The 18,825-nt window shown below is 70.5% G+C and carries 16 protein-coding genes and 1 pseudogene; 8 read left to right on the top strand and 9 right to left on the bottom strand.

The annotated features are described in order from the left end of the window. Positions 1-68 precede the first annotated feature (68 nt). Positions 69-2,330, bottom strand: a complete 2,262-nt coding sequence (locus tag CCZ36_RS19120) for a transglycosylase domain-containing protein (protein WP_069740842.1) — start codon at positions 2,328-2,330, stop codon at positions 69-71. A 583-nt stretch (positions 2,331-2,913) separates the two neighbouring features. Between CCZ36_RS19120 and CCZ36_RS19130 the strand changes: the two genes are divergently transcribed. Beyond that, positions 2,914-3,264: a WhiB family transcriptional regulator gene (locus CCZ36_RS19130; RefSeq protein ID WP_006126397.1), complete on the top strand. Its 351-nt coding sequence runs from the start codon at positions 2,914-2,916 to the stop codon at positions 3,262-3,264. Between the two features lie 57 nt (positions 3,265-3,321). Here CCZ36_RS19130 and CCZ36_RS19135 read toward each other — a convergent pair whose 3' ends face one another. Further along, the gene (locus CCZ36_RS19135) at positions 3,322-4,839 is read right to left on the bottom strand and encodes an ArsA family ATPase (protein ID WP_079149426.1); all 1,518 of its coding nucleotides are present in this window, start codon (positions 4,837-4,839) and stop codon (positions 3,322-3,324) included. Next, on the bottom strand, positions 4,836-5,810 hold the full coding sequence (locus tag CCZ36_RS19140) for an ArsA family ATPase (RefSeq protein ID WP_128818197.1): 975 nt from the start codon (positions 5,808-5,810) through the stop codon (positions 4,836-4,838). Before CCZ36_RS19140 ends, CCZ36_RS19135 begins: the two co-directional genes overlap by 4 nt. A 72-nt stretch (positions 5,811-5,882) precedes the next feature. Between CCZ36_RS19140 and CCZ36_RS19145 the strand changes: the two genes are divergently transcribed. The 4 genes from CCZ36_RS19145 (at position 5,883) to CCZ36_RS19160 (ending at position 8,429) form a co-directional block, all read left to right on the top strand. After that, complete coding sequence (locus tag CCZ36_RS19145) at positions 5,883-6,041, top strand: DUF4177 domain-containing protein (RefSeq protein ID WP_003967454.1); 159 nt, start codon at positions 5,883-5,885, stop codon at positions 6,039-6,041. Next, a complete protein-coding gene (locus CCZ36_RS19150; protein ID WP_069735516.1) occupies positions 6,041-6,511 on the top strand; it encodes a RidA family protein in 471 nt (156 codons plus the stop codon). The genes CCZ36_RS19145 and CCZ36_RS19150 overlap by 1 nt, the downstream gene beginning before the upstream one ends. Positions 6,512-6,699: 188 nt before the next feature. Next, on the top strand, positions 6,700-7,596 hold the full coding sequence (locus CCZ36_RS19155) for an NUDIX hydrolase (RefSeq protein ID WP_128818198.1): 897 nt from the start codon (positions 6,700-6,702) through the stop codon (positions 7,594-7,596). Then, entirely contained in the window at positions 7,593-8,429 is an 837-nt protein-coding gene (locus tag CCZ36_RS19160; RefSeq protein ID WP_069735514.1) for an MBL fold metallo-hydrolase, read from the top strand. Before CCZ36_RS19155 ends, CCZ36_RS19160 begins: the two co-directional genes overlap by 4 nt. 111 nt (positions 8,430-8,540) lie before the next feature. Here the strand turns inward: CCZ36_RS19160 and CCZ36_RS19165 are convergent, their stop codons facing one another. Continuing rightward, positions 8,541-9,215: a Crp/Fnr family transcriptional regulator gene (locus CCZ36_RS19165; protein ID WP_003967450.1), complete on the bottom strand. Its 675-nt coding sequence runs from the start codon at positions 9,213-9,215 to the stop codon at positions 8,541-8,543. A 496-nt stretch (positions 9,216-9,711) separates the two neighbouring features. Between CCZ36_RS19165 and nth the strand changes: the two genes are divergently transcribed. The 3 genes from nth to CCZ36_RS19180 all read left to right on the top strand — a co-directional run bounded on the left by nth (position 9,712) and on the right by CCZ36_RS19180 (position 12,759). Next, on the top strand, positions 9,712-10,458 hold the full coding sequence (gene nth / locus CCZ36_RS19170) for an endonuclease III (RefSeq protein ID WP_069735622.1): 747 nt from the start codon (positions 9,712-9,714) through the stop codon (positions 10,456-10,458). A gap of 221 nt (positions 10,459-10,679) precedes the next feature. After that, on the top strand, positions 10,680-11,462 hold the full coding sequence (locus CCZ36_RS19175; protein WP_128818199.1) for an NUDIX hydrolase: 783 nt from the start codon (positions 10,680-10,682) through the stop codon (positions 11,460-11,462). 91 nt (positions 11,463-11,553) lie between these two features. Next, positions 11,554-12,759 (top strand): MarP family serine protease, encoded by a 1,206-nt coding sequence (locus CCZ36_RS19180; RefSeq protein WP_128818200.1) that lies wholly within the window; start codon positions 11,554-11,556, stop codon positions 12,757-12,759. A 239-nt stretch (positions 12,760-12,998) separates the two neighbouring features. Here CCZ36_RS19180 and CCZ36_RS35835 read toward each other — a convergent pair whose 3' ends face one another. The 5 genes and pseudogenes from CCZ36_RS35835 to acs all read right to left on the bottom strand — a co-directional run bounded on the left by CCZ36_RS35835 (position 12,999) and on the right by acs (position 18,590). Further along, positions 12,999-13,202, bottom strand: coding sequence for a hypothetical protein (locus CCZ36_RS35835; RefSeq protein ID WP_075265043.1), 204 nt, complete (start codon positions 13,200-13,202; stop codon positions 12,999-13,001). A 115-nt stretch (positions 13,203-13,317) separates the two neighbouring features. After that, positions 13,318-14,342, bottom strand: a pseudogene (locus tag CCZ36_RS19195) (alpha/beta fold hydrolase). After that, on the bottom strand, positions 14,339-14,878 hold the full coding sequence (locus tag CCZ36_RS19200; RefSeq protein ID WP_069735510.1) for a phage holin family protein: 540 nt from the start codon (positions 14,876-14,878) through the stop codon (positions 14,339-14,341). Before CCZ36_RS19200 ends, CCZ36_RS19195 begins: the two are co-directional and overlap by 4 nt. Before the next feature lie 40 nt (positions 14,879-14,918). After that, on the bottom strand, positions 14,919-16,331 hold the full coding sequence (gene nhaA, locus CCZ36_RS19205) for a Na+/H+ antiporter NhaA (protein WP_079149438.1): 1,413 nt from the start codon (positions 16,329-16,331) through the stop codon (positions 14,919-14,921). 255 nt (positions 16,332-16,586) lie between these two features. Then, positions 16,587-18,590 carry an acetate--CoA ligase gene (gene acs, locus CCZ36_RS19210; protein ID WP_069735508.1) on the bottom strand — a complete coding sequence of 668 codons (2,004 nt, stop codon included), beginning with the start codon at positions 18,588-18,590 and terminating at the stop codon, positions 16,587-16,589. Positions 18,591-18,825: the final 235 nt, after the last annotated feature.

Genomic DNA, 18,825 nt, shown 5'->3' on the forward strand with positions numbered 1-18,825 from the left:
AGAAAGAGCGGTGGGCGCCCGGTCCTCGACCGGGCGCCCACCGCTTTTCGTCTCACCGCTCTGTACGGTCACGGGCCGTTCTGGCCGCCGTCCTGGCCGCCTCGGCCGCCGCCGCCCGGTCCGCCGATCACGCCCTCCGGCAGCTCGATACCGGGGAACCGGTTGCCGTCGTCGCCGGGCTTCTCGTCCTCGTCGCCGCGGTCACGGTCGCGGCCCCGGCCCCGGTCGCGGTCGCCCTTCTCCTTGTCCTCCTTCTCCTTGCCGCGGGGCACGGAGACGGGGTTGAAGCCGGGAGTCTCGGAAGCGTTCAGCGCCCCGGTCATCGCGATGCGCCAGATCGGTCCGGGCAGACAGCCACCGCAGACCTTGTCGTAGTACTGGCCGCCGATGGTGACGTTGAACATCGAGCTCTTCTCGCCGACGTCGTCACCGACCCACACCGCGGTGGAGAGGTTCGGCGTGTACCCGACGAACCAGGCGTCCTTGCGGTCGTTGGTCGTACCGGTCTTGCCCGCGTTGTCCCGGTCGCTGAGCCCGGCCTGTGTACCGGTGCCGTCCTCGACGACGCCCTTGAGCATCTGGTTGATCGTGTCCGCGGTCCGCTCGCTCATCGCCCGCGAGCAGGACGTCTTCGGCACGGGGATCTTCTTGCCCTGCGGGTCCTTGATGGACTCGATGGCGATCGGCGTGCAGTACGTGCCGCGGTTGGCGAACGCGGCGTAGGCGCCGGCCATGGAGAGCGGGGTGCTCACCTCACCGCCGAGGGTGATCGAGGGGTACTCCCCGATCTTCTTGCCGTCACCGCGCTCGTAGCCGACCTTCTTGGCCATCTCGACGGTCTCGCAGAGGCCGGCCTTCTGCTCCAGCATCGCGAAGTAGGTGTTGATGGACTTGCCGAGCGCGCTCGTCATGTCCCAGGTGCCCTTCTCGGACTCCAGCTCGTTCTGGAGCTCCCAGGGCGCGTAGCCGGCGGGGGAGCCGGAGCAGTTGCGGAAGTCCCGCTCCTGGAGCGTCATCTTCCAGTCCGAGGAGAACGTCGTCGCCGGGCTGATGCCCTTCTCCAGCGCCGCCGCCGCGGTGAACGGCTTGAACGTGGAGCCGACCTGGAAGCCGTACGTACTGCCGCCCATCTTGTTGCTGACGGCGAGGTTCAGGACCGTCTCGTTCTGCTTCTGATCGAGGCCGTACGGGCGGGACTGGCCCATCGAGAGGATCTTGCCGCTGCCCGGCTGGACCTGCACCACGGAGGCCGCGAACTTGTCGTCCTTGTTGACCCTCGCGGTGGCCGCCTCGTTGGCGGCCTTCTGGGCGCGCGGGTCGAGCGTGGTCCGGATGGTCAGACCGCCGAGGTTCCAGAGCTTGGCCCGCTCCTCGTCGGTCTTGCCGAAGGCGGGGTCGGTGAGGATCGTCTTGCGGACGTAGTCGCAGAAGAAGCCGGAGCCGCTGACGGCGGTGATGCAGCCGTTCTTCGGCCGGGACACCTTCAGCTTGATGGGCGTCTCCATGGCCTTGTCGGCCTCGGCCTGCGAGATGCTCTTGACCGCGGCCATCCGCGTCAGCACGGTGTTGCGGCGCTTGGTCGCTTCCTCCGTGTCGTTGACCGGGTCGTACCGGCTCGGGGACTGGACGATGCCGGCGAGCAGCGCGGCCTCCTCCAGCTTGAGGTCCTTGGCGTGCTTGGAGAAGTAGCGCTGGGAAGCGGCCTCGACGCCGTACGCCTGCTGCCCGAAGAACGTGATGTTGAGGTAGTTCTCCAGGATCTTCTTCTTGCCGAGCTCTTCCTCGACCTGGATCGCGTACTTCAGTTCGCGGACCTTGCGGCCGAGCGTCTGCTGCGTGGCCTCGGCGACCTTCTCCGGGTCGTCCCCCGCCTCCTCGACGAAGACGTTCTTCACGTACTGCTGGGTGAGGGTCGACGCGCCCTGCGCGGTCCCGCCCACCTGTACGTTGCGGTTCATCGCTCGCAGGATGCCCTTGAGGTCGACCGCGCCGTGCTCGTAGAAGCGGGAGTCCTCGATCGCGATGATCGCGTCCTGCATGTACGGCGAGATGTCCTTGAGCGGGACGACCGTGCGGTCGCGGGAGTACACCGTGGCGATGGTGCCGCCGTCGCGGTCCTGGATGGTCGTCCGCTGACTGAGCGGTGGCGTCTTGAGGTTGGAGGGGATCTCGTCGAACCCTTCGACCGTCCCCTTGGCGGCGAGCCCCAGCGCTCCGGCTGCGGGCAGCGCGATGCCCGCCAGGACAGCTCCGGAGAGCGCGGCGACACCGACGAACTTGGCGGCCTGCTGAGTCGTGGTGAGACCGCCGCCCGAGCGCTTCTTTGGCATAGAGGGCAGCCTAATCCGTAGTGATGAACGTGTCGCAGGAGCAGGGGGCTCTCGGAGCGTTCCCGTACCAGACCGTGACATCAGGGCGGCGGATCGGGCCGTGCGGAGACATGGCGTGCCGTCGCGGCGCGGGCACGCGGACGTGAGCGGCCTGCGTTCGCATTCGCCGGACAGACGGGCAGGCGTTGGCCTAAGCTGCTCTCAACTGTCACAGCAGTCCGGTTCCGTATCAAGCCCCCTGCCGCCCCATGCGCATCTTCTGGTCATTCTTCGTCCGGTCGATGTGCCACCGCACCGCCCTTCCCGTATCCATCGAGGCGCTCCCGAAATCGCCCCGTATGTGGCGAGAAGTCCGTTGCGACTTGAGTGAAACTGTCCCCTTTTGACGGCGATAGTCTCGTATGTCCTCGGCTCACTCCCCTGGGTGATCTGCCGCATACGCATAGTCCGTTCGGACCATTCAAGATTGGGCCCGAAGGGGGTGTTGTGCTGTCCCCACCTTCCGTAACGTCCTCAACTGGCAGCGGTGAATATGCCGCTACCGCCGTGGGGGAGCCTCGATTCGGGAGAGGACGGCGCCGGCATGGGCTGGGTAACCGACTGGAGTGCGCAGGCAGCCTGCCGCACTACCGATCCGGATGAACTGTTCGTACAAGGGGCAGCGCAGAACAGAGCCAAGGCGGTGTGCACCGGATGCCCGGTGCGGACCGAGTGCCTGGCCGATGCGCTCGACAATCGCGTCGAATTCGGCGTGTGGGGCGGAATGACGGAGCGGGAGCGCCGCGCACTGCTGCGTCGTCGGCCGACCGTCACGTCCTGGCGCCGACTGCTGGAGACCGCACGCAGCGAGTACGAGCGGTCCACCGGCATCCTGCCCGGAGTCATCGGGCTGGAGGACGAGGAACTGCACGAGACGTACGCCGCGGTGGGATAGCGCCGTGGGACAGCGCGGCGGGACAGCGCTCCGGCCACGCCGTGCGGCGCGCCGACGCTACGCCGCTCCGGCAGGGTCCGGGGTGGAACCGTCCGCCAGCCGGTCGCCGATGGCCCGGAGGCCGTCCAGGTCGTGCACGTCGCCGGGCAGCGCCTCCACCGCCGTCACCGGCACCTCCGGGTGGAGCGCGGTGAAGCGGTCGCGTGTGCGGTTCTCGCGGGCGACGACCTGCATGCGCTCGGCGTGCAGGCGCAGGAGACCCGCCGTCAGTTCCTCGATGCTGATGACATCGATCGCGCCGGCCACGTCCACCACACGGGCGGCGTCGGCGGCGTCGGCGGTGTCGCCCTCAGGGGCGGTCGCGGCGTGCGCGTTGTTCTCGTGGGGCGGTTCGTTCTCCGTCGTGTCCTGGTGCTCGGCTGAAGCGTTCGGTCCGGACGCCTGCCCGGCCTCGGGGGAGAGGGGCGGCTCGGTCGTTCCGGAACCGGAAGCGGTGAGCGCCGGGTCGGGGGCTACCCGGTCACCAAGGCCAGCTTTCCCGGCCCCCTGATCCACAATGCGGGCGTCGTCAAGATTTTCTGCGGCGGCCAGCGCCTGCTCCGCGGAGAGCCGCGAAGCCTCGCTGCCGTGCACGCGGTTGAGGACCAGACCGGCCAGGGGCATGTCCTCGGCGGCCAGCCGTTCCACGAAGTAGGCGGCCTCGCGCAGCGCGTCCTGCTCCGGCGTCGCGACCACGAGGAAGGCCGTGCCGGGCGCCTGGAGCAGCTTGTACGTGGCGTCCGCGCGGCTGCGGAAACCGCCGAACATGGTGTCCATCGCGGCGACGAACGTCTGGACGTCCCGCAGGAACTGCCCCCCGAGCAGCTTGCCCAGCGTGCCGCTCATCATCGACATGCCGACATTGAGGAACTTCATCCCGGCCCGGCCGCCCACCTTCGCGGGGGCCATCAGCAGCCGGATGAACTTCCCGTCGAGGAACGACCCGAGCCGCTTCGGCGCGTCCAGGAAGTCCAGCGCGGAGCGCGAGGGAGGAGTGTCGACGATGATCAGGTCCCACGCGTCGCGTGCCCGCAGCTGCCCGAGCTTCTCCATCGCCATGTACTCCTGCGTACCGGCGAACCCGGCCGACAGGGACTGGTAGAAGGGGTTCTCCAGGATGGCCTTCGCCCGTTCGGCGTCCGCGTGCGCCTCGACGGTCTCGTCGAAGGTCCGCTTCATGTCGAGCATCATGGCGTGCAGTTCGCCCTCGCCCTTGATGCCGTCGATCCGGCGGGGCACGTTGTCCAGCCGGTCGATGCCGATGGACTGGGCGAGCCGGCGGGCCGGGTCGATGGTGAGGACGACGACCTTCCGGCCACGCTCGGCCGCCCGTACCCCAAGGGCCGCCGCGGTGGTGGTCTTGCCGACGCCGCCGGAACCGCAGCAGACGACGATCCGGATGCCCGGGTCGTCCAGCAGCGCGTCGGTGTCCAGTCCGGCTCCGGTCGCAGCGTCGGTGTCCGATCCCGCTCCGGTCGCCGTGTCCGTGCCCGTGTCCGGCCCGCCTCCGGCCGCCGGGCCCGTGTCCGCGCTCATGCGTCCCCCTCTTCCCCCGCGCCCTGCTTACGGAGCCCCGTGGCCAGGTCGTGCAGCGCGGCGAGGTTCACCCCGTCGCCCATCAGCGGCAGCTCCGCCGTCGGCAGGCCGAGACCGGCCAGCACCGCGCGCTGCTCCCGCTCCAGGCCGACCCGCTCCGCGTGCTCGGCCGCCTGCGCGACCAGAGGACGTACGAGGGCGGCAGAACCGGTCACTCCGGCCCGGGTCAGCGCCTTGGCGATCTCCTTGCGGCGGCCGCCCGCCGCGGTGCGCAGGGCGTCCTCGTCCAGCAGATGCGGGCGGACCATGTTCACGAAGACGCTGCCCACGGGCAGTTCGGCGGCGCGCAGCTCGGCGATGCCGTCCGCGGTCTCCTGGACCGGCATCTCCTCCAGGAGGGTCACCAGGTGGACCGCGGTCTGCGGGGATTTGAGGACCCGCATCACCGCCTGGGCCTGGTTGTGTATCGGGCCGATCTTCGCCAGCCCGGCCACCTCGTCGTTGACGTTCAGGAAGCGGGTGATCCGGCCGGTCGGCGGGGCGTCCATGATCACGTGGTCGTAGACGAACCGGCCCTGCTTGTCCTTGCGGCGTACGGCTTCGCACGCCTTGCCGGTCAGCAGGACGTCCCGGACCCCGGGCGCGATGGTGGTGGCGAAGTCGATCGCGCCGAGCTTCTTCAGCGCGCGGCCCGCGCTGCCGAGCTTGTAGAACATCTGGAGGTAGTCGAGGAGGGCGCGTTCGGCGTCGATCGCCAGCGCGTACACCTCGCCGCCGCCCGGCGCGACGGCGATCTTGCGCTCCTCGTAGGGCAGCGCGTCGGAACCGAAGAGCTGGGCGATGCCCTGCCTGCCCTCGACCTCGACGAGGAGGGTCCGCCTGCCCTCGGTCGCGAGGGCGAGCGCGAGGGCGGCGGCCACCGTGGTCTTACCGGTACCGCCCTTGCCGCTGACGACCTGGAACCTGCTCACGTATTCGAGCCTAACCAGTCCTGCCCCGGCCTACGCACGGGACCGTGCGTGCCAGGCGTTACAGTCGGGCCCATGACCAAGTGGGAATACGCGACCGTGCCCCTTCTCGTGCACGCGACCAAGCAGATTCTGGACACCTGGGGCGAGGACGGCTGGGAGCTGGTCCAGGTCGTTCCCGGCCCGAACAACCCCGAGCAGCTCGTGGCCTACCTGAAGCGGGAGAAGGCGTAGTGGCGGGCACCGTCGAGTCGCGCCTCGCCGAGCTGGGCCTGGCCCTGCCCGCCGTGGTGCCGCCGCTGGCCTCGTACCAGCCGGCCGTTCAGTCCGGGGTGTACGTGTACACCTCGGGCCAGCTGCCGATGGTGGACGGCAAACTCGCCGTCACCGGCAAGGTCGGCGCCGAGGTCACGCCGGACGAGGCGAAGGAGCTCGCGAAGACCTGCGCGCTCAACGCGCTCGCCGCCGTGAAGTCGGTCGCCGGTGACCTGGACCGGATCAAGCGCGTCGTGAAGGTCGTCGGCTTCGTCGCCTCGGCCTCCGACTTCACCGGCCAGCCCGCCGTGATCAACGGCGCCAGCGAGCTGCTGGGCGCGGTCCTCGGCGACAAGGGTGTGCACGCCCGCAGCGCCGTGGGCGTCGCCGTGCTGCCGCTGGACGCCCCGGTCGAGGTCGAGGTCCAGGTGGAGCTCGTCGAGGCCTGAGAACCCCTGCCCCGTACGTTTCCGATCCCGCCCGGTCCTCATGACCGGGCGGGATCGCGTGTGTACGGGTGCCGTGAGCGGCCTGGTCGCGTGCGTACGGGGCAGGGCGGGCGCGTACGGGTATGCCGGGTCGCCTGATGGTCAGGGAGCCTCTCGAACATCGGCGCGGTTCCGGATAGCCTCCGGCCATGTCCCAAGGTCAGTGGTACCCCCCGGAATGGCCCGACCGGATCCGGGCCCTCGCCGCCGGTGAGCTGACGGCCGTGCCGCCCCGGAGGGCCGCCACGGTGATGCTGCTCCGCGACGGCGGGCCTCAGGCGCCGACGCCGGGGCCCGCCGTGCACATGCTGCGCCGCCGTACGTCGATGGCGTTCGCCGGAGGCGCGTACGCCTATCCGGGTGGCGGAGTCGATCCGCGCGACGACGACCGGCTGATCGGGTGGGCCGGGCCCCCGTTGGAGCACTGGGCCGGCCGGCTCGGCGTGGCGACGGTCACCGAGGCGCAGGCCGTCGTCTGCGCGGCGGTGCGCGAGACGTTCGAGGAGGCGGGCGTCCTGCTCGCCGGGCCGACCGCCACGACCGTGGTCGGCGACACCACCGGGGGCGACTGGGAGGCCGACCGGGAGGCGCTGGTCGCCCGGGACCTGTCGTTCGCGGAGTTCCTGGACCGGCGCGGCCTGGTGCTGCGCTCGGACCTGCTGGGCGCCTGGGCGCGCTGGATCACCCCGGAGTTCGAACCGCGCCGCTACGACACCTGGTTCTTCGTCGCCGCGCTCCCCGAGGGGCAGCGCACCCGGGACGTCTCCACCGAAGCCGACCGTACGGTGTGGATCGCCCCGGCGGAGGCCGCCCGCCGCTACGACGCTGGCGAGCTGCTGATGATGCCGCCCACCGTGACCACACTGCGGGCCCTCGCGCCGTACAGGACGGCCGCGGCGGCCCTGGAGGCCGCCGACGCGCAGGACATGACCCCCGTCCTGGCGCAGGCCCGGCTGGAGGGCGACGAGCTGGTACTGACGTGGCCGGGACACGACGAGTTCACCAAACACGTGCCCGCGGCGGGTGGGGGAGGCGGGGCCGCATGAGCGACGCAGCAGCCCTGCCCGGACAGCCGCGCGGAACCGTCGTCTCCGGCCCCGCCACCACCCGTACGGTCAACGTCCTCGCGCCCAACCCGTCCGCGATGACGCTCGACGGGACGAACACCTGGATCGTGGCCGAGCCCGACTCCGATCTCGCGGTCGTCATCGACCCCGGGCCGCTCGACGACGTACACCTGCGGGCCGTCATCGACGCGGTGGAGCGGTCGGGGCGGCGCGTGGGCCTGACGCTGCTCACCCACGGTCATCCCGACCACGCGGAGGGCGCGGGCCGGTTCGCGGAGCTGACGGGGACGAAGGTACGGGCCCTGGACGCGGCGCTGCGGCTGGGCGACGAGGGCCTCGCGGCGGGCGACGTGATCACCACCGGCGGCCTGGAGCTGCGCGTGGTGCCGACGCCGGGGCACACCGCGGACTCGCTCTCGTTCCATCTGCCCGCCGACCGGGCGGTGCTGACGGGCGACACGATCCTCGGCCGCGGTACGACGGTGGTCGCGCACCCGGACGGGCGGCTCGGCGACTACCTGGACTCGCTGCGGCGGCTGCGGTCGCTGACGGTCGACGACGGCGTCCACACGGTGCTGCCGGGCCACGGGCCGGTGCTGGAGGACGCGCAGGGGGCGGTGGAGTTCTACCTCGCCCACCGCGCCCATCGGCTCGCCCAGGTGGAGACGGCGGTGGAGGCCGGGCACCGTACGCCGGCGGAGGTGGTCGCGGCGGTGTACGCCGACGTCGACCGCTCCCTGTGGCCGGCCGCCGAGCTGTCCGTGCGGGCGCAGTGGGAATACCTGACCGAGCACGGGCTGATCCAGGGCTGAGCCCCTGATCAGCGCCGGGGAGCCGGATGAGGGCCGGGGGGCCCGGGATCAGCGCCGGACAGCCGGATGAGCGGCCGTAAGGGCGCCGGTGGGGCGCCCCGTGGGCTCGTCTCAGCGCGAGCGCTTCGCCAGCCGCTCGACGTCCAGCAGGATGACCGCCCGGGCCTCCAGCCGCAGCCAGCCGCGGCCCGCGAAGTCCGCGAGGGCCTTGTTGACCGTCTCGCGGGAAGCGCCGACCAGCTGGGCCAGCTCCTCCTGGGTGAGGTCGTGCACGACGTGGATGCCTTCCTCGGACTGGACGCCGAAGCGGCGCGACAGGTCCAGGAGGGCGCGGGCGACACGGCCCGGCACGTCGGAGAAGACCAGGTCGGACATCTGGTCGTTGGTCTTGCGCAGCCGTCGGGCGACCGCGCGCAGCAGCGCGGTGGCCACCTCGGGCCGGGCGTTCAGCCAGGGCTGCAGGTCGCCGTGGCCGAGGCCGAGGAGCTTGACCTCGGTCAGTGCGGAGGCGGTCGCCGTACGCGGGCCCGGGTCGAAGAGCGACAGCTCCCCGATCAGCTCGCCGGGGCCGAGCACGGCCAGCATGTTCTCGCGCCCGTCGGGCGAGGTGCGGTGGAGCTTCACCTTGCCCTCGGTGACCACGTACAGGCGGTCACCCTGGTCGCCCTCGTGGAACAGCGCGTCTCCGCGCGCGAGGGTCACCTCACTCATCGAGGCGCGGAGCTCCGCGGCCTGCTCGTCATCGAGCGCCGCGAAAAGCGGGGCGCGCCGCAGAACGTCGTCCACGAGTTCTCTCCTTGTCGGCCTGTCCAGGGAACCGTGGTCCCCATCATGCCGGACGGTAAAACAGTGCGATCAATCACAAACCAGTTTGACGCACGGGCGTGCCGGACCCTACGGCAGGGGGCCGATCGGGGGCGGATGCGCCGTGGCAAGGGTGGTTGTCGGTGCCTGGCCCTAGGCTGGACGGGTGTCCGGATCACCGGGGAGAGCGCAGGCCGAGGGGGCTGACGGGGTGGCGGAGGGCGACGATTCCGCTGTGGGCGAACAGCCTCTCCCGCGCCCGAAGAATGCCGCGAATGGCTCCGCCGGAGACGCGCAGGGGTCCCCCGGAGGGCCGGGGAAGACGTTCGGGAAGTCGGCCAGGAGGTCCGCAGTGTCATCGTCAACGCCCGGCACAACAGGAAAGAAGACGCCCGGCACGACCGGAAAGAAAGCGAAGGCGGCCCCTGAGGCCAAGGCGGCCCCGCGTAAGGCGCCGAAGGCCGAGTCCCATCTCGCGATGGTCCGCCGGGCGCGCCGGATCAACCGCGAGCTCGCCGAGGTCTATCCGTACGCCCATCCCGAGCTGGACTTCCGTAACCCCTTCGAGCTCCTCGTGGCCACGGTGCTCTCCGCCCAGACCACCGACCTGAGGGTCAACCAGACGACGCCCGCGCTCTTCGCCGCATACCCCACGCCCGAGGACATGGCGGCGGCGGTGCCGGAGGAGATGGAGGAGATCATCCGGCCGACCGGGTTCTTCCGGGCGAAGACGAAGTCGCTGCTGGGCCTCTCGGCGGCCCTCCGGGACGAGTTCGGCGGTGAGGTCCCGGGACGTCTGGAGGACCTCGTCAAACTGCCCGGCGTCGGCCGCAAGACCGCCAATGTCGTCCTCGGTAACGCTTTCGGAGTTCCGGGGATCACGGTCGACACGCACTTCGGGCGCCTGGTGCGGCGCTGGAAGTGGACGGACGAGGAGGACCCGGTGAAGGTCGAGGCGGTCGTCGCCGGCATCTTCCCCAAGAGCGAGTGGACGATGCTCTCGCACCGCGTCGTGTTCCACGGCCGCCGGATCTGCCACGCCCGCAAACCCGCCTGCGGGGCCTGCCCCATCGCCCCGCTGTGCCCGTCGTACGGGGAGGGCGAGACCGATCCGGAGAAGGCCAGGAAGCTCCTGAAGTACGAGATGGGCGGCTACCCGGGCCAGCGGCTCAGCCCGCCCGCCGACTACCCGGGCAAGCCCGCGCCCGCGCTGGGGGCCGGGTGAGCGCCGAGTGAGGGCGAGTGAGGGGACGGAGTGAGGAGCCGGGCGAGGGGGCGGATTGAGGTGCCGGGCCAGGGGCCTTGGAACGGATCGCCCCGGAAACGGATAAACCCCCGGACGGATTTCTCCCTCAGGTTCACCCTCAGGGCGGATTCCTTCCCCAGGACGGAGCGGCTCGGAACGAAATGGCCGACGACAGGCGTTGGGAATCGACGGGGGTGCCTATGACGCACACGCACGCACACAGCACGACGCAGGCCAGGAACAGCCCCGCCGCGGAGCCGGGACACGGGCCGGCGGCGGGGCCGGGCCACGGCCCCGTCAGCCGTGTTCCCGACACGGCCGTCACCGTCAGCACCGACGGCCTGCCCGCCTGGCTCGATCCCGTCGCCGATGCCGCGCGCAGTGTCCGGCCGCAGCAGCTCAGCCGCTTCCTGCCGCCCGAGAGCGGGGCCGGCCGGCAGTCCGCCGTCCTGATCCTGTTCGGCGAGGGGGAGCGCGGACCCGAGCTGCTGCTCATGGAGCGGGCCGGGACCCTGCGCTCCCACGCCGGGCAGCCGTCCTTCCCCGGGGGCGCGCTGGATCCCGAGGACGGCGACCAGACCACCACCGGGCCGCTGAGGGCGGCGCTGCGCGAGGCCGAGGAGGAGACCGGGCTCGACCCGCGGGGCGTGCAGCTCTTCGGGGTGCTGCCCCGGCTCTACATCCCGGTCAGCAGCTTCGTCGTGACACCCGTGCTCGGCTGGTGGCGGGCGCCCAGCCCGGTCGGGGTCGTCGATCCGGCCGAGACGGCCCGGGTCTTCACGGTCCCCGTGGCGGATCTCACGGACCCGGAGAACCGGGCGACGGCCGTCCACCCGAGCGGGCACAGCGGCCCGGCATTTCTGGTCGAATCGGCCCTGGTCTGGGGTTTCACGGCCGGAGTGATCGACCGGATTGTGCACTACGCGGGATGGGAACGCCCCTGGGACAGGACCAGACAGGTGCCGCTCGACTGGCGCGCATGACACGCTGGCTGTTCTGCTGCGCTGTTCCGGGCCCGGCCCGGACCCCGTCACCACCGACGGGCCAGGTGACGAAACTGCGAGGCTACAGACGGTGAACGTGCTGGACATCCTGCTGCTGCTGGCTGCCGTGTGGTTCGCGGTCATCGGCTATCGCCAGGGTTTCGTCGTCGGCATCCTGTCGGTGATCGGCTTCCTCGGGGGCGGGCTCGTCGCCGTCTACCTGCTGCCGGTCATCTGGGACCGGGTGACCGAGGACGCCGAGGTCTCCACGGCGGTCGCCATCGGCGCGGTCGTCGTCGTGATCGTCTGCGCCTCGATCGGCCAGGCGTTCACCACCCACCTGGGCAACAAACTCCGCCGGTACATCACCTGGTCGCCCGCGCGTGCCCTGGACGCCACCGGCGGCGCGCTGGTCAACGTCGTGGCCATGCTGCTGGTGGCCTGGATGATCGGCCTGTTGCTGGCGGGCACTTCGCTGCCGACCCTCGGCAAGGAGGTCCGCAACTCCTCGGTGCTGCTGGGGGTCGACCGGGTGATGCCGGACCAGGCGCCCACCTGGTTCCAGGACTTCTCCTCCGTCCTCGCGCAGAACGGCTTCCCGCAGGTCTTCAGCCCGTTCGCCAACGAGCCGATCACCGAGGTCAAGGCCCCTGACCCGGCCCTGGTGGGCAGCCCGGTGGCCGCCCGCGCCAAGAAGTCGATCGTCAAGGTCGTCGGGACGGCCCCGAGTTGCGGCAAGGTCCTCGAAGGGACCGGCTTCGTCTTCGCCGAGCGCCGGGTCATGACCAACGCCCACGTGGTCGGCGGTGTGGACGAGCCCACCGTCCAGATCGGCGGCGAGGGTCGGCTGTACGACGCGAAGGTCGTCCTCTACGACTGGCAGCGCGACATCGCCGTCCTGGACGTCCCCGACCTCCAGGCCAGGCCGCTGCAGTTCACCGGCCCGGACGACGACGCGGAGACCGGCGACAGCGCGATCGTCGCGGGCTTCCCCGAGAACGGTGCGTACGACGTGCGCTCGGCCCGCGTCCGCGCCCGGATCAACGCCGACGGCCCGGACATCTACCACCGGGGCACGGTGCGCCGCGATGTGTACTCGCTCTTCGCGACGGTGCGCCAGGGCAACTCGGGCGGCCCGCTGCTCACTCCGGACGGAAAGGTGTACGGCGTGGTGTTCGCCAAGTCGCTCGACGACCCGGACACCGGCTACGCGCTGACGGCGGACGAGATCCGCGAGGACATCGAGATCGGCCGCACCGCCAACCAGCAGGTCGACAGCCAGGGCTGCGCCCTGTAGAGCCTGTCTGATCACTCCCGCCTGCCCCACGACGCCATGCGCGCACTCTCGCCGCACCGGCCCCAGAGCCACGTACGTCCAGTACGAGGGCCCGGGGCCGGCACGCCGAGAGCACGTACCTGACACCGTGTGGCCGCCCTGCGGGCGACGACGGGAACGGTCGGACAGGCCCTGGGCGCCGCAGCCGGGCGCGCGCGTCCTGGGGAACTCCACGAGCCCCCGAGGGCCTTGGGCGAGAGTCAGTTACGGGGGTGTCGGAGCCGTGCCGAGACCCAGCGGGCCCGGCGGCGGAGGATGCGGGAAATCCCGAGACGGGAACGGCGAAGGTCATGCACGTGGTGCACCCGGCCCCGAGGGCCGCTCCCCTCATGAGTGCTCACACCGGTCGAGGCGGCGGAGCGGCGGTTGCGTGCTTCGTCAGTGAAGTCGTGCGTCCAGCCCATACCCCGACGTCTGCCCGTGACCCAAGGTCGGTAATCGTGCGCGAGTCAGCCAATTGGCCTATGCGGCAGGCAATTGGCTGTTCGTCGGACACCTGTGCCCGGGCGGGCCCGGCGGCTACCGGTCCGGCTCGGGGTCCTTGAGCCAGTTGATGAGTTCGGTGGAGAAGCCGATCGGATCCTCCTCGTGCGGGAAGTGCCCGACACCGTCGAAAAGTCGCCACCGGTAGGGCGCCTCGACGTACTGGCCGGACCCGGCCGAACTACGGGTGCGGACCGCCGGATCGAGCGACCCGTGCAGGTGCAGCGTGGGCACCCGGACCGGGCGCTTCATCCGCCGGTTGAACTGGATCCCGTCCGGACGCGCCATCGACCGCACCATCCAGCGGTACGGCTCGATCGAGCAGTGCGCGGTCGAGGGGATGCTCATGGCCCGCCGGTAGACGTCCAGGGTCTCCTCGTCGGGGAACTCCGGGGTGCGGGGGCCCGCCCAGTCCTGGATGAGGTTCCCCACCAGGGCGGCGTCGTCCGCGAGGAGTTGACGCTCCGGCAGCCACGGGCGCTGGAATCCCCAGACGTACGAACCGGCCCGCGACTGGGCGAAGTCGGACAGCATCGAGGAGCGCCAGCGACGCGGGTGCGGCATCGAGGAGACGACGAGTCGGCGGACCAGCTTGGGCCGCATCACGGCGGCCGTCCAGGCGAGGTAGCCGCCGAGGTCGTGACCGACCAGGGCCGCGTCGGGCTCACCGAGGGAGCGGATCACACCGGTGACGTCGAGGGCGAGGTTGGCGGGGTCGTAACCGCGCGGCGTACGGTCGCTGCCGCCCACCCCGCGCAGGTCCATCGCGACCGCCCGGAAGCCGGCGTCGGCGAGCGCGGTCATCTGGTGGCGCCAGGTCCACCAGAACTGCGGGAAACCGTGCAGCAGGAGCACGAGCGGCCCTTCGCCCAGCTCGGCGATGTGGAAGCGCGCACCGTTGGCCGCCACGTCACGGTGGGCCCAGGGGCCGTCGATCCGCACCGGCCCCCGGCCGCGGCCCGGCCCGAGGGGCCCGCGGCCGGGCCGGACGGGGCAGCCGGGCCCTCCGGGTCCGCGGGACCCGTCGGACCGAATGCGCTGGAATCGGGGGGAACGGTCATGTGGACGAGCGTGCCACAGACCCGGCCTTCTCCTGACCCGAGCCGCCCTCGACACCCTTCTTCGCCAGCGAGCTGCCGGAGGCGGCGGAGCGCTCGATGATCGCGGCGGCCTCGATCGAGGGACGCGGATGGGGCTTGGCCTTCTGCAGCACGGCGGCGGTCTGCTTGGCGGAGGCGATGGACTTCTCCGGCGGCTTGACCTTCTTGAACTTCCGGATGCCCAGGAACGCCAGCAGCCCGCCCAGCGCGATGAACGCCACGCCCACGATCAGGAACGACCAGGCGAGCCCGAGGCCCAGGTTGTGGATGCCGTACGCCGCGGCGAAGCTCAGCACCGGGATCGAGAAGAGCGCCAGCACGCCCGCGACGATGAACGCGATGCTGCCGATCGCCCCGCGCCTGACGTCCTGTCGCACCTCCGCCTTGGCCAGGGCGATCTCGTCGTGCACCAGCGCGGACATCTCGGCCGTCGCCGAAGCGACCAGCTGTCCGATGCTGCGGTCCGTGCTGCCCGCGTAGTTGCCGGGGTCGCTCATCCCTGACTCCCTCTCCGTCTTCGACACATCCGATGTCAGATCATGCCGGACTGTTCGGCTTGTCGCTCGCTGCCCCCGCCCGCTCTTCGGCGAGGCGGCGGTGTTCGGCCGCCTTGCGCTCAAGGATGGCGGCCATCCGCAGGTGATATTCCGGATCATCCTGCTCGTAGACGTCCGGTACCCCGGATTCGTCCTCGTCCCGCTCCTCGGCCTCGTACAACTCCTTGTACTTGCGCACCCGGAGCCTGAGCAGCACGGCGGCGAGCAGGGCCGCGGTCAGCGAACCGATCAGGACGGCGGCCTTGATCTCGTTGATCATCTGCGTGTCGCCCTCGAAGGCCAGCTCGCCGATGAGCAGCGAGACCGTGAACCCGATGCCGGCGAGGGAGGCGAGCGCCAGGACATCGGCCCAGGCCAGGTCCTTGTTCAGCTCCGCCTTGGTGAAGCGGGCGGCGAGGTAGGTGCCGCCGAAGATGCCGACGGTCTTGCCGACGACGAGACCGAGGACGACGCCGAGTGTCTCCGGCCGGGTGAAGACGTCTGCCAGTGACTTCCCGTTCAGCGCGACCCCGGCCGAGAACAGGGCGAAGAGCGGGACGGCGATCCCGGCCGACAGCGGGCGGACGAGATGCTCGATGTGCTCGCCGGGGGAGTGCTTCTCGCCCTCGCGTCGGCTGCAGCGCAGCATCAGGCCCATGGCGACACCGGCGATGGTCGCGTGGATGCCGCTGTTGTACATCAGGCCCCAGATGACCAGGGCGAGCGGAACGTAGACGTACCAGCCCCGGACGTCGAAACGGAGGAGGAGGTGGAAGACGACCAGGCCGAGGACGGCTCCGCCGAGAGCCAGGAAGTTCAGGTCCGAGGTGAAGAACACCGCGATGATCAGGATCGCGAAGAGGTCGTCGACGACGGCCAGGGTGAGCAGGAAGGCACGCAGCGCGGACGGGAGCGACGTACCGATCACCGCCAGAACGGCGAGCGCGAAGGCGATGTCGGTCGCGGTCGGGACCGCCCAGCCGTCCGTCGAGCCGCCGCCGACGACCACGGTGAGGAAGTAGACGAGAGCGGGCACCGCCATGCCGCACAGGGCCGCCACCACGGGGAGGGCCGCGGCCTTCGGATCGCGGAGTTCGCCCGCGACCAGTTCGCGCTTCAGCTCGACACCGGCGACGAAGAAGAAGACGGCGAGCAGCCCGTCCGCCGCCCAGTGCGCCACGGAGAGGTCCAGGCCCAGGGCGCCCGGACCGAAGTGGAAACTGCTGACTTCCTTGTAGGAGCCGCCGAAGGTGTTGGCCCATACGAGTGCGACGACGGCAGCCACCAGGAGCAGCATCCCGCCGACCGTCTCGGTGCGCAGGGCCTCCGCCACGTAGTTCCGCTCGGGCAGCGAGAGCCTGCCGAACAGTGAGCGCTGAGGCGGTGTGGGGGTGGGTGGGGTGGGCGGTGCCACGGAAGATACCTCCAGGTCGGGACGGTGTTCGGGCATGACCGGTCAGGTGCCGACCAGACTTCCCGGCGCCCCTGTGGAGATGTTCTCTGAAGTTGTGGATGAAGCGCCCACTCTACCGGGAGGCCGAAGATCGGGATCGTACGAGGTGATCGTCGTACTGGAGGTGGTCCTCGGATCACATGCCTGATGGGCACCCGGCGCGTCGCCGGATGCCCATCGGAGCCGCACTCGTGCGGTGGTTCAGCGTCGGCCTCGTCAGTCCTCGTCGGCGGACGAGGAGGACGGCAGCTGGGTGGTGATCAGGTCCATCACCGAGGAGTCGGTCAGCGTGGTGACGTCGCCCAGCTCGCGGTTCTCGGCGACATCGCGCAGCAGTCGGCGCATGATCTTGCCGGAACGGGTCTTCGGCAGTTCGGCGACCGGCAGCACCCGCTTGGGCTTGGCGATCGGGCCGAGTGTCGCCCCGACATGGTTGCGCAGGTCCGCGACCAGCTCGTCGGAGGTGGTCGCCGTACCGCGCAGGATGACGAACGCCACGATGGCCTGGCCGGTCGTCTCGTCGGCGGCGCCGACCACGGCGGCCTCGGCGACCGAGGGGTGGGAGACGAGGGCGGACTCGACCTCGGTGGTCGAGATGTTGTGCCCGGAGACGAGCATGACGTCGTCGACCCGGCCGAGCAGCCAGACGTCGCCGTCCTCGTCCTTCTTGGCGCCGTCGCCCGCGAAGTACTTGCCCTCGAAGCGCGACCAGTAGGTGTCGATGAAGCGCTGGTCGTCGCCCCAGATGGTGCGGAGCATGGAGGGCCACGGCTCGGTGAGGACGAGGTAGCCGCCCCCGCCGTTCGGCACCTCGTTGGCCTCGTCGTCCACGACGGTGGCGGAGATGCCCGGCAGTGCGCGCTGGGCGCTTCCCGGCTTCGTCTCCGTCACACCGGGCAGCGGCGAGATCATCATCGCGCCGGTCTCGGTCTGCCACCAGGTGTCCACGATGGGGCACTTGTCGGCGCCGATGTTCTTCCGGTACCACATCCACGCCTCGGGGTTGATCGGCTCACCGACCGAACCGAGGACGCGGAGCGAGGACAGGTCGAACTTGGCGGGGATGTCGTCGCCCCACTTCATGAACGTACGGATCGCCGTCGGCGCGGTGTAGAGGATCGTGACGCCGTACTTCTGCACGATCTCCCAGAACCGGCCCTGGTGCGGGGTGTCCGGGGTGCCCTCGTACATGACCTGGGTCGCGCCGTTGGCCAGCGGCCCGTAGACGATGTACGAATGGCCGGTCACCCAGCCGATGTCGGCGGTGCACCAGTAGACGTCGCTCGAAGGCTTGAGGTCGAAGACGGCGTGGTGCGTGTACGCCGCCTGGGTGAGGTAGCCGCCGGAGGTGTGCAGGATGCCCTTCGGCTTACCCGTGGTGCCCGAGGTGTAGAGGATGAAGAGCGGCTGCTCCGCGTCGAACGCCTCGGGGGTGTGCTCGGCGGACTGGCGGGCGGTGATCTCGTGCCACCAGATGTCGCGGCCCTCGGTCCAGGCGGTGTCCTGGCCGGTACGACGGACGACGAGGACGTGCTCGACGGTGTCGAACCGGGAGACGGCGTCGTCGACGGCGGGCTTCAGCGCGGAGGGCTTGCCGCGGCGGTAGCCGCCGTCGGCGGTGATGACGACCTTGGCGTCCGCGTCCTTGATCCGGGCGGCGATGGCGTCGGCCGAGAAGCCGCCGAATACCACGGAGTGCGCGGCGCCGATGCGGGCGCAGGCCAGCATCGCGACGGCGGCCTCGGGGATCATCGGCAGATAGACGGCGACCCGGTCGCCCTTGCCGACGCCCAGCTCGGTGAGCGCGTTGGCGGCCCGGGAGACCTCGTCCTTCAGCTCCGCGTAGGTGATGGCCCGGCTGTCGCCCGGCTCGCCCTCGAAGTGGATGGCGACCCGGTCGCCGTTGCCCGCCTCGACGTGGCGGTCGACGCAGTTGTACGCGACGTTCAGCTTGCCGTCCGCGAACCACTTGGCGAAGGGCGGGTTGCTCCAGTCGAGGGTCTCGGTCGGCTCGGTGGCCCACGTCAGGCGGCGGGCCTGCTCGGCCCAGAAGCCCAGCCGGTCCGCCTCGGCCTGCTCGTACGCCTCTGCGGTGACGTTGGCGTTGGCGGCCAGCTCGGCAGGCGGAGCGAACTTCCGCTCTTCCCGAAGCAGGTTGGCCAGGCTCTCGTTGCTCACGACTTCTCCCAGTCCCAGGGTGTCCGTTGTGTCCCGGGGCATAGCTCATCAGGCGCGAGGCCGGGTGACAAGAGCCTTCCGGGAATTGGTTTAGACCTGTGTTCTCGTGTATGGGGCCATGATCCCGCTCCGCGTTCGAGAGCCGCTGGACGACGCGTGGCGCGCGACATTTCCGGCCATCCGAACGGGGTCATCTGATGGCACGGCCCCTGGGCCCGTCCGGTTCAGGCCGGAGGCGTTCGGGCTATTCGATAATTCTTATCGGTGAATAAGAAGC

The sequence above is a fragment of the Streptomyces sp. S063 genome (assembly GCF_002832675.1).
Classification (GTDB): Bacteria; Actinomycetota; Actinomycetes; order Streptomycetales; family Streptomycetaceae; genus Streptomyces; species Streptomyces sindenensis.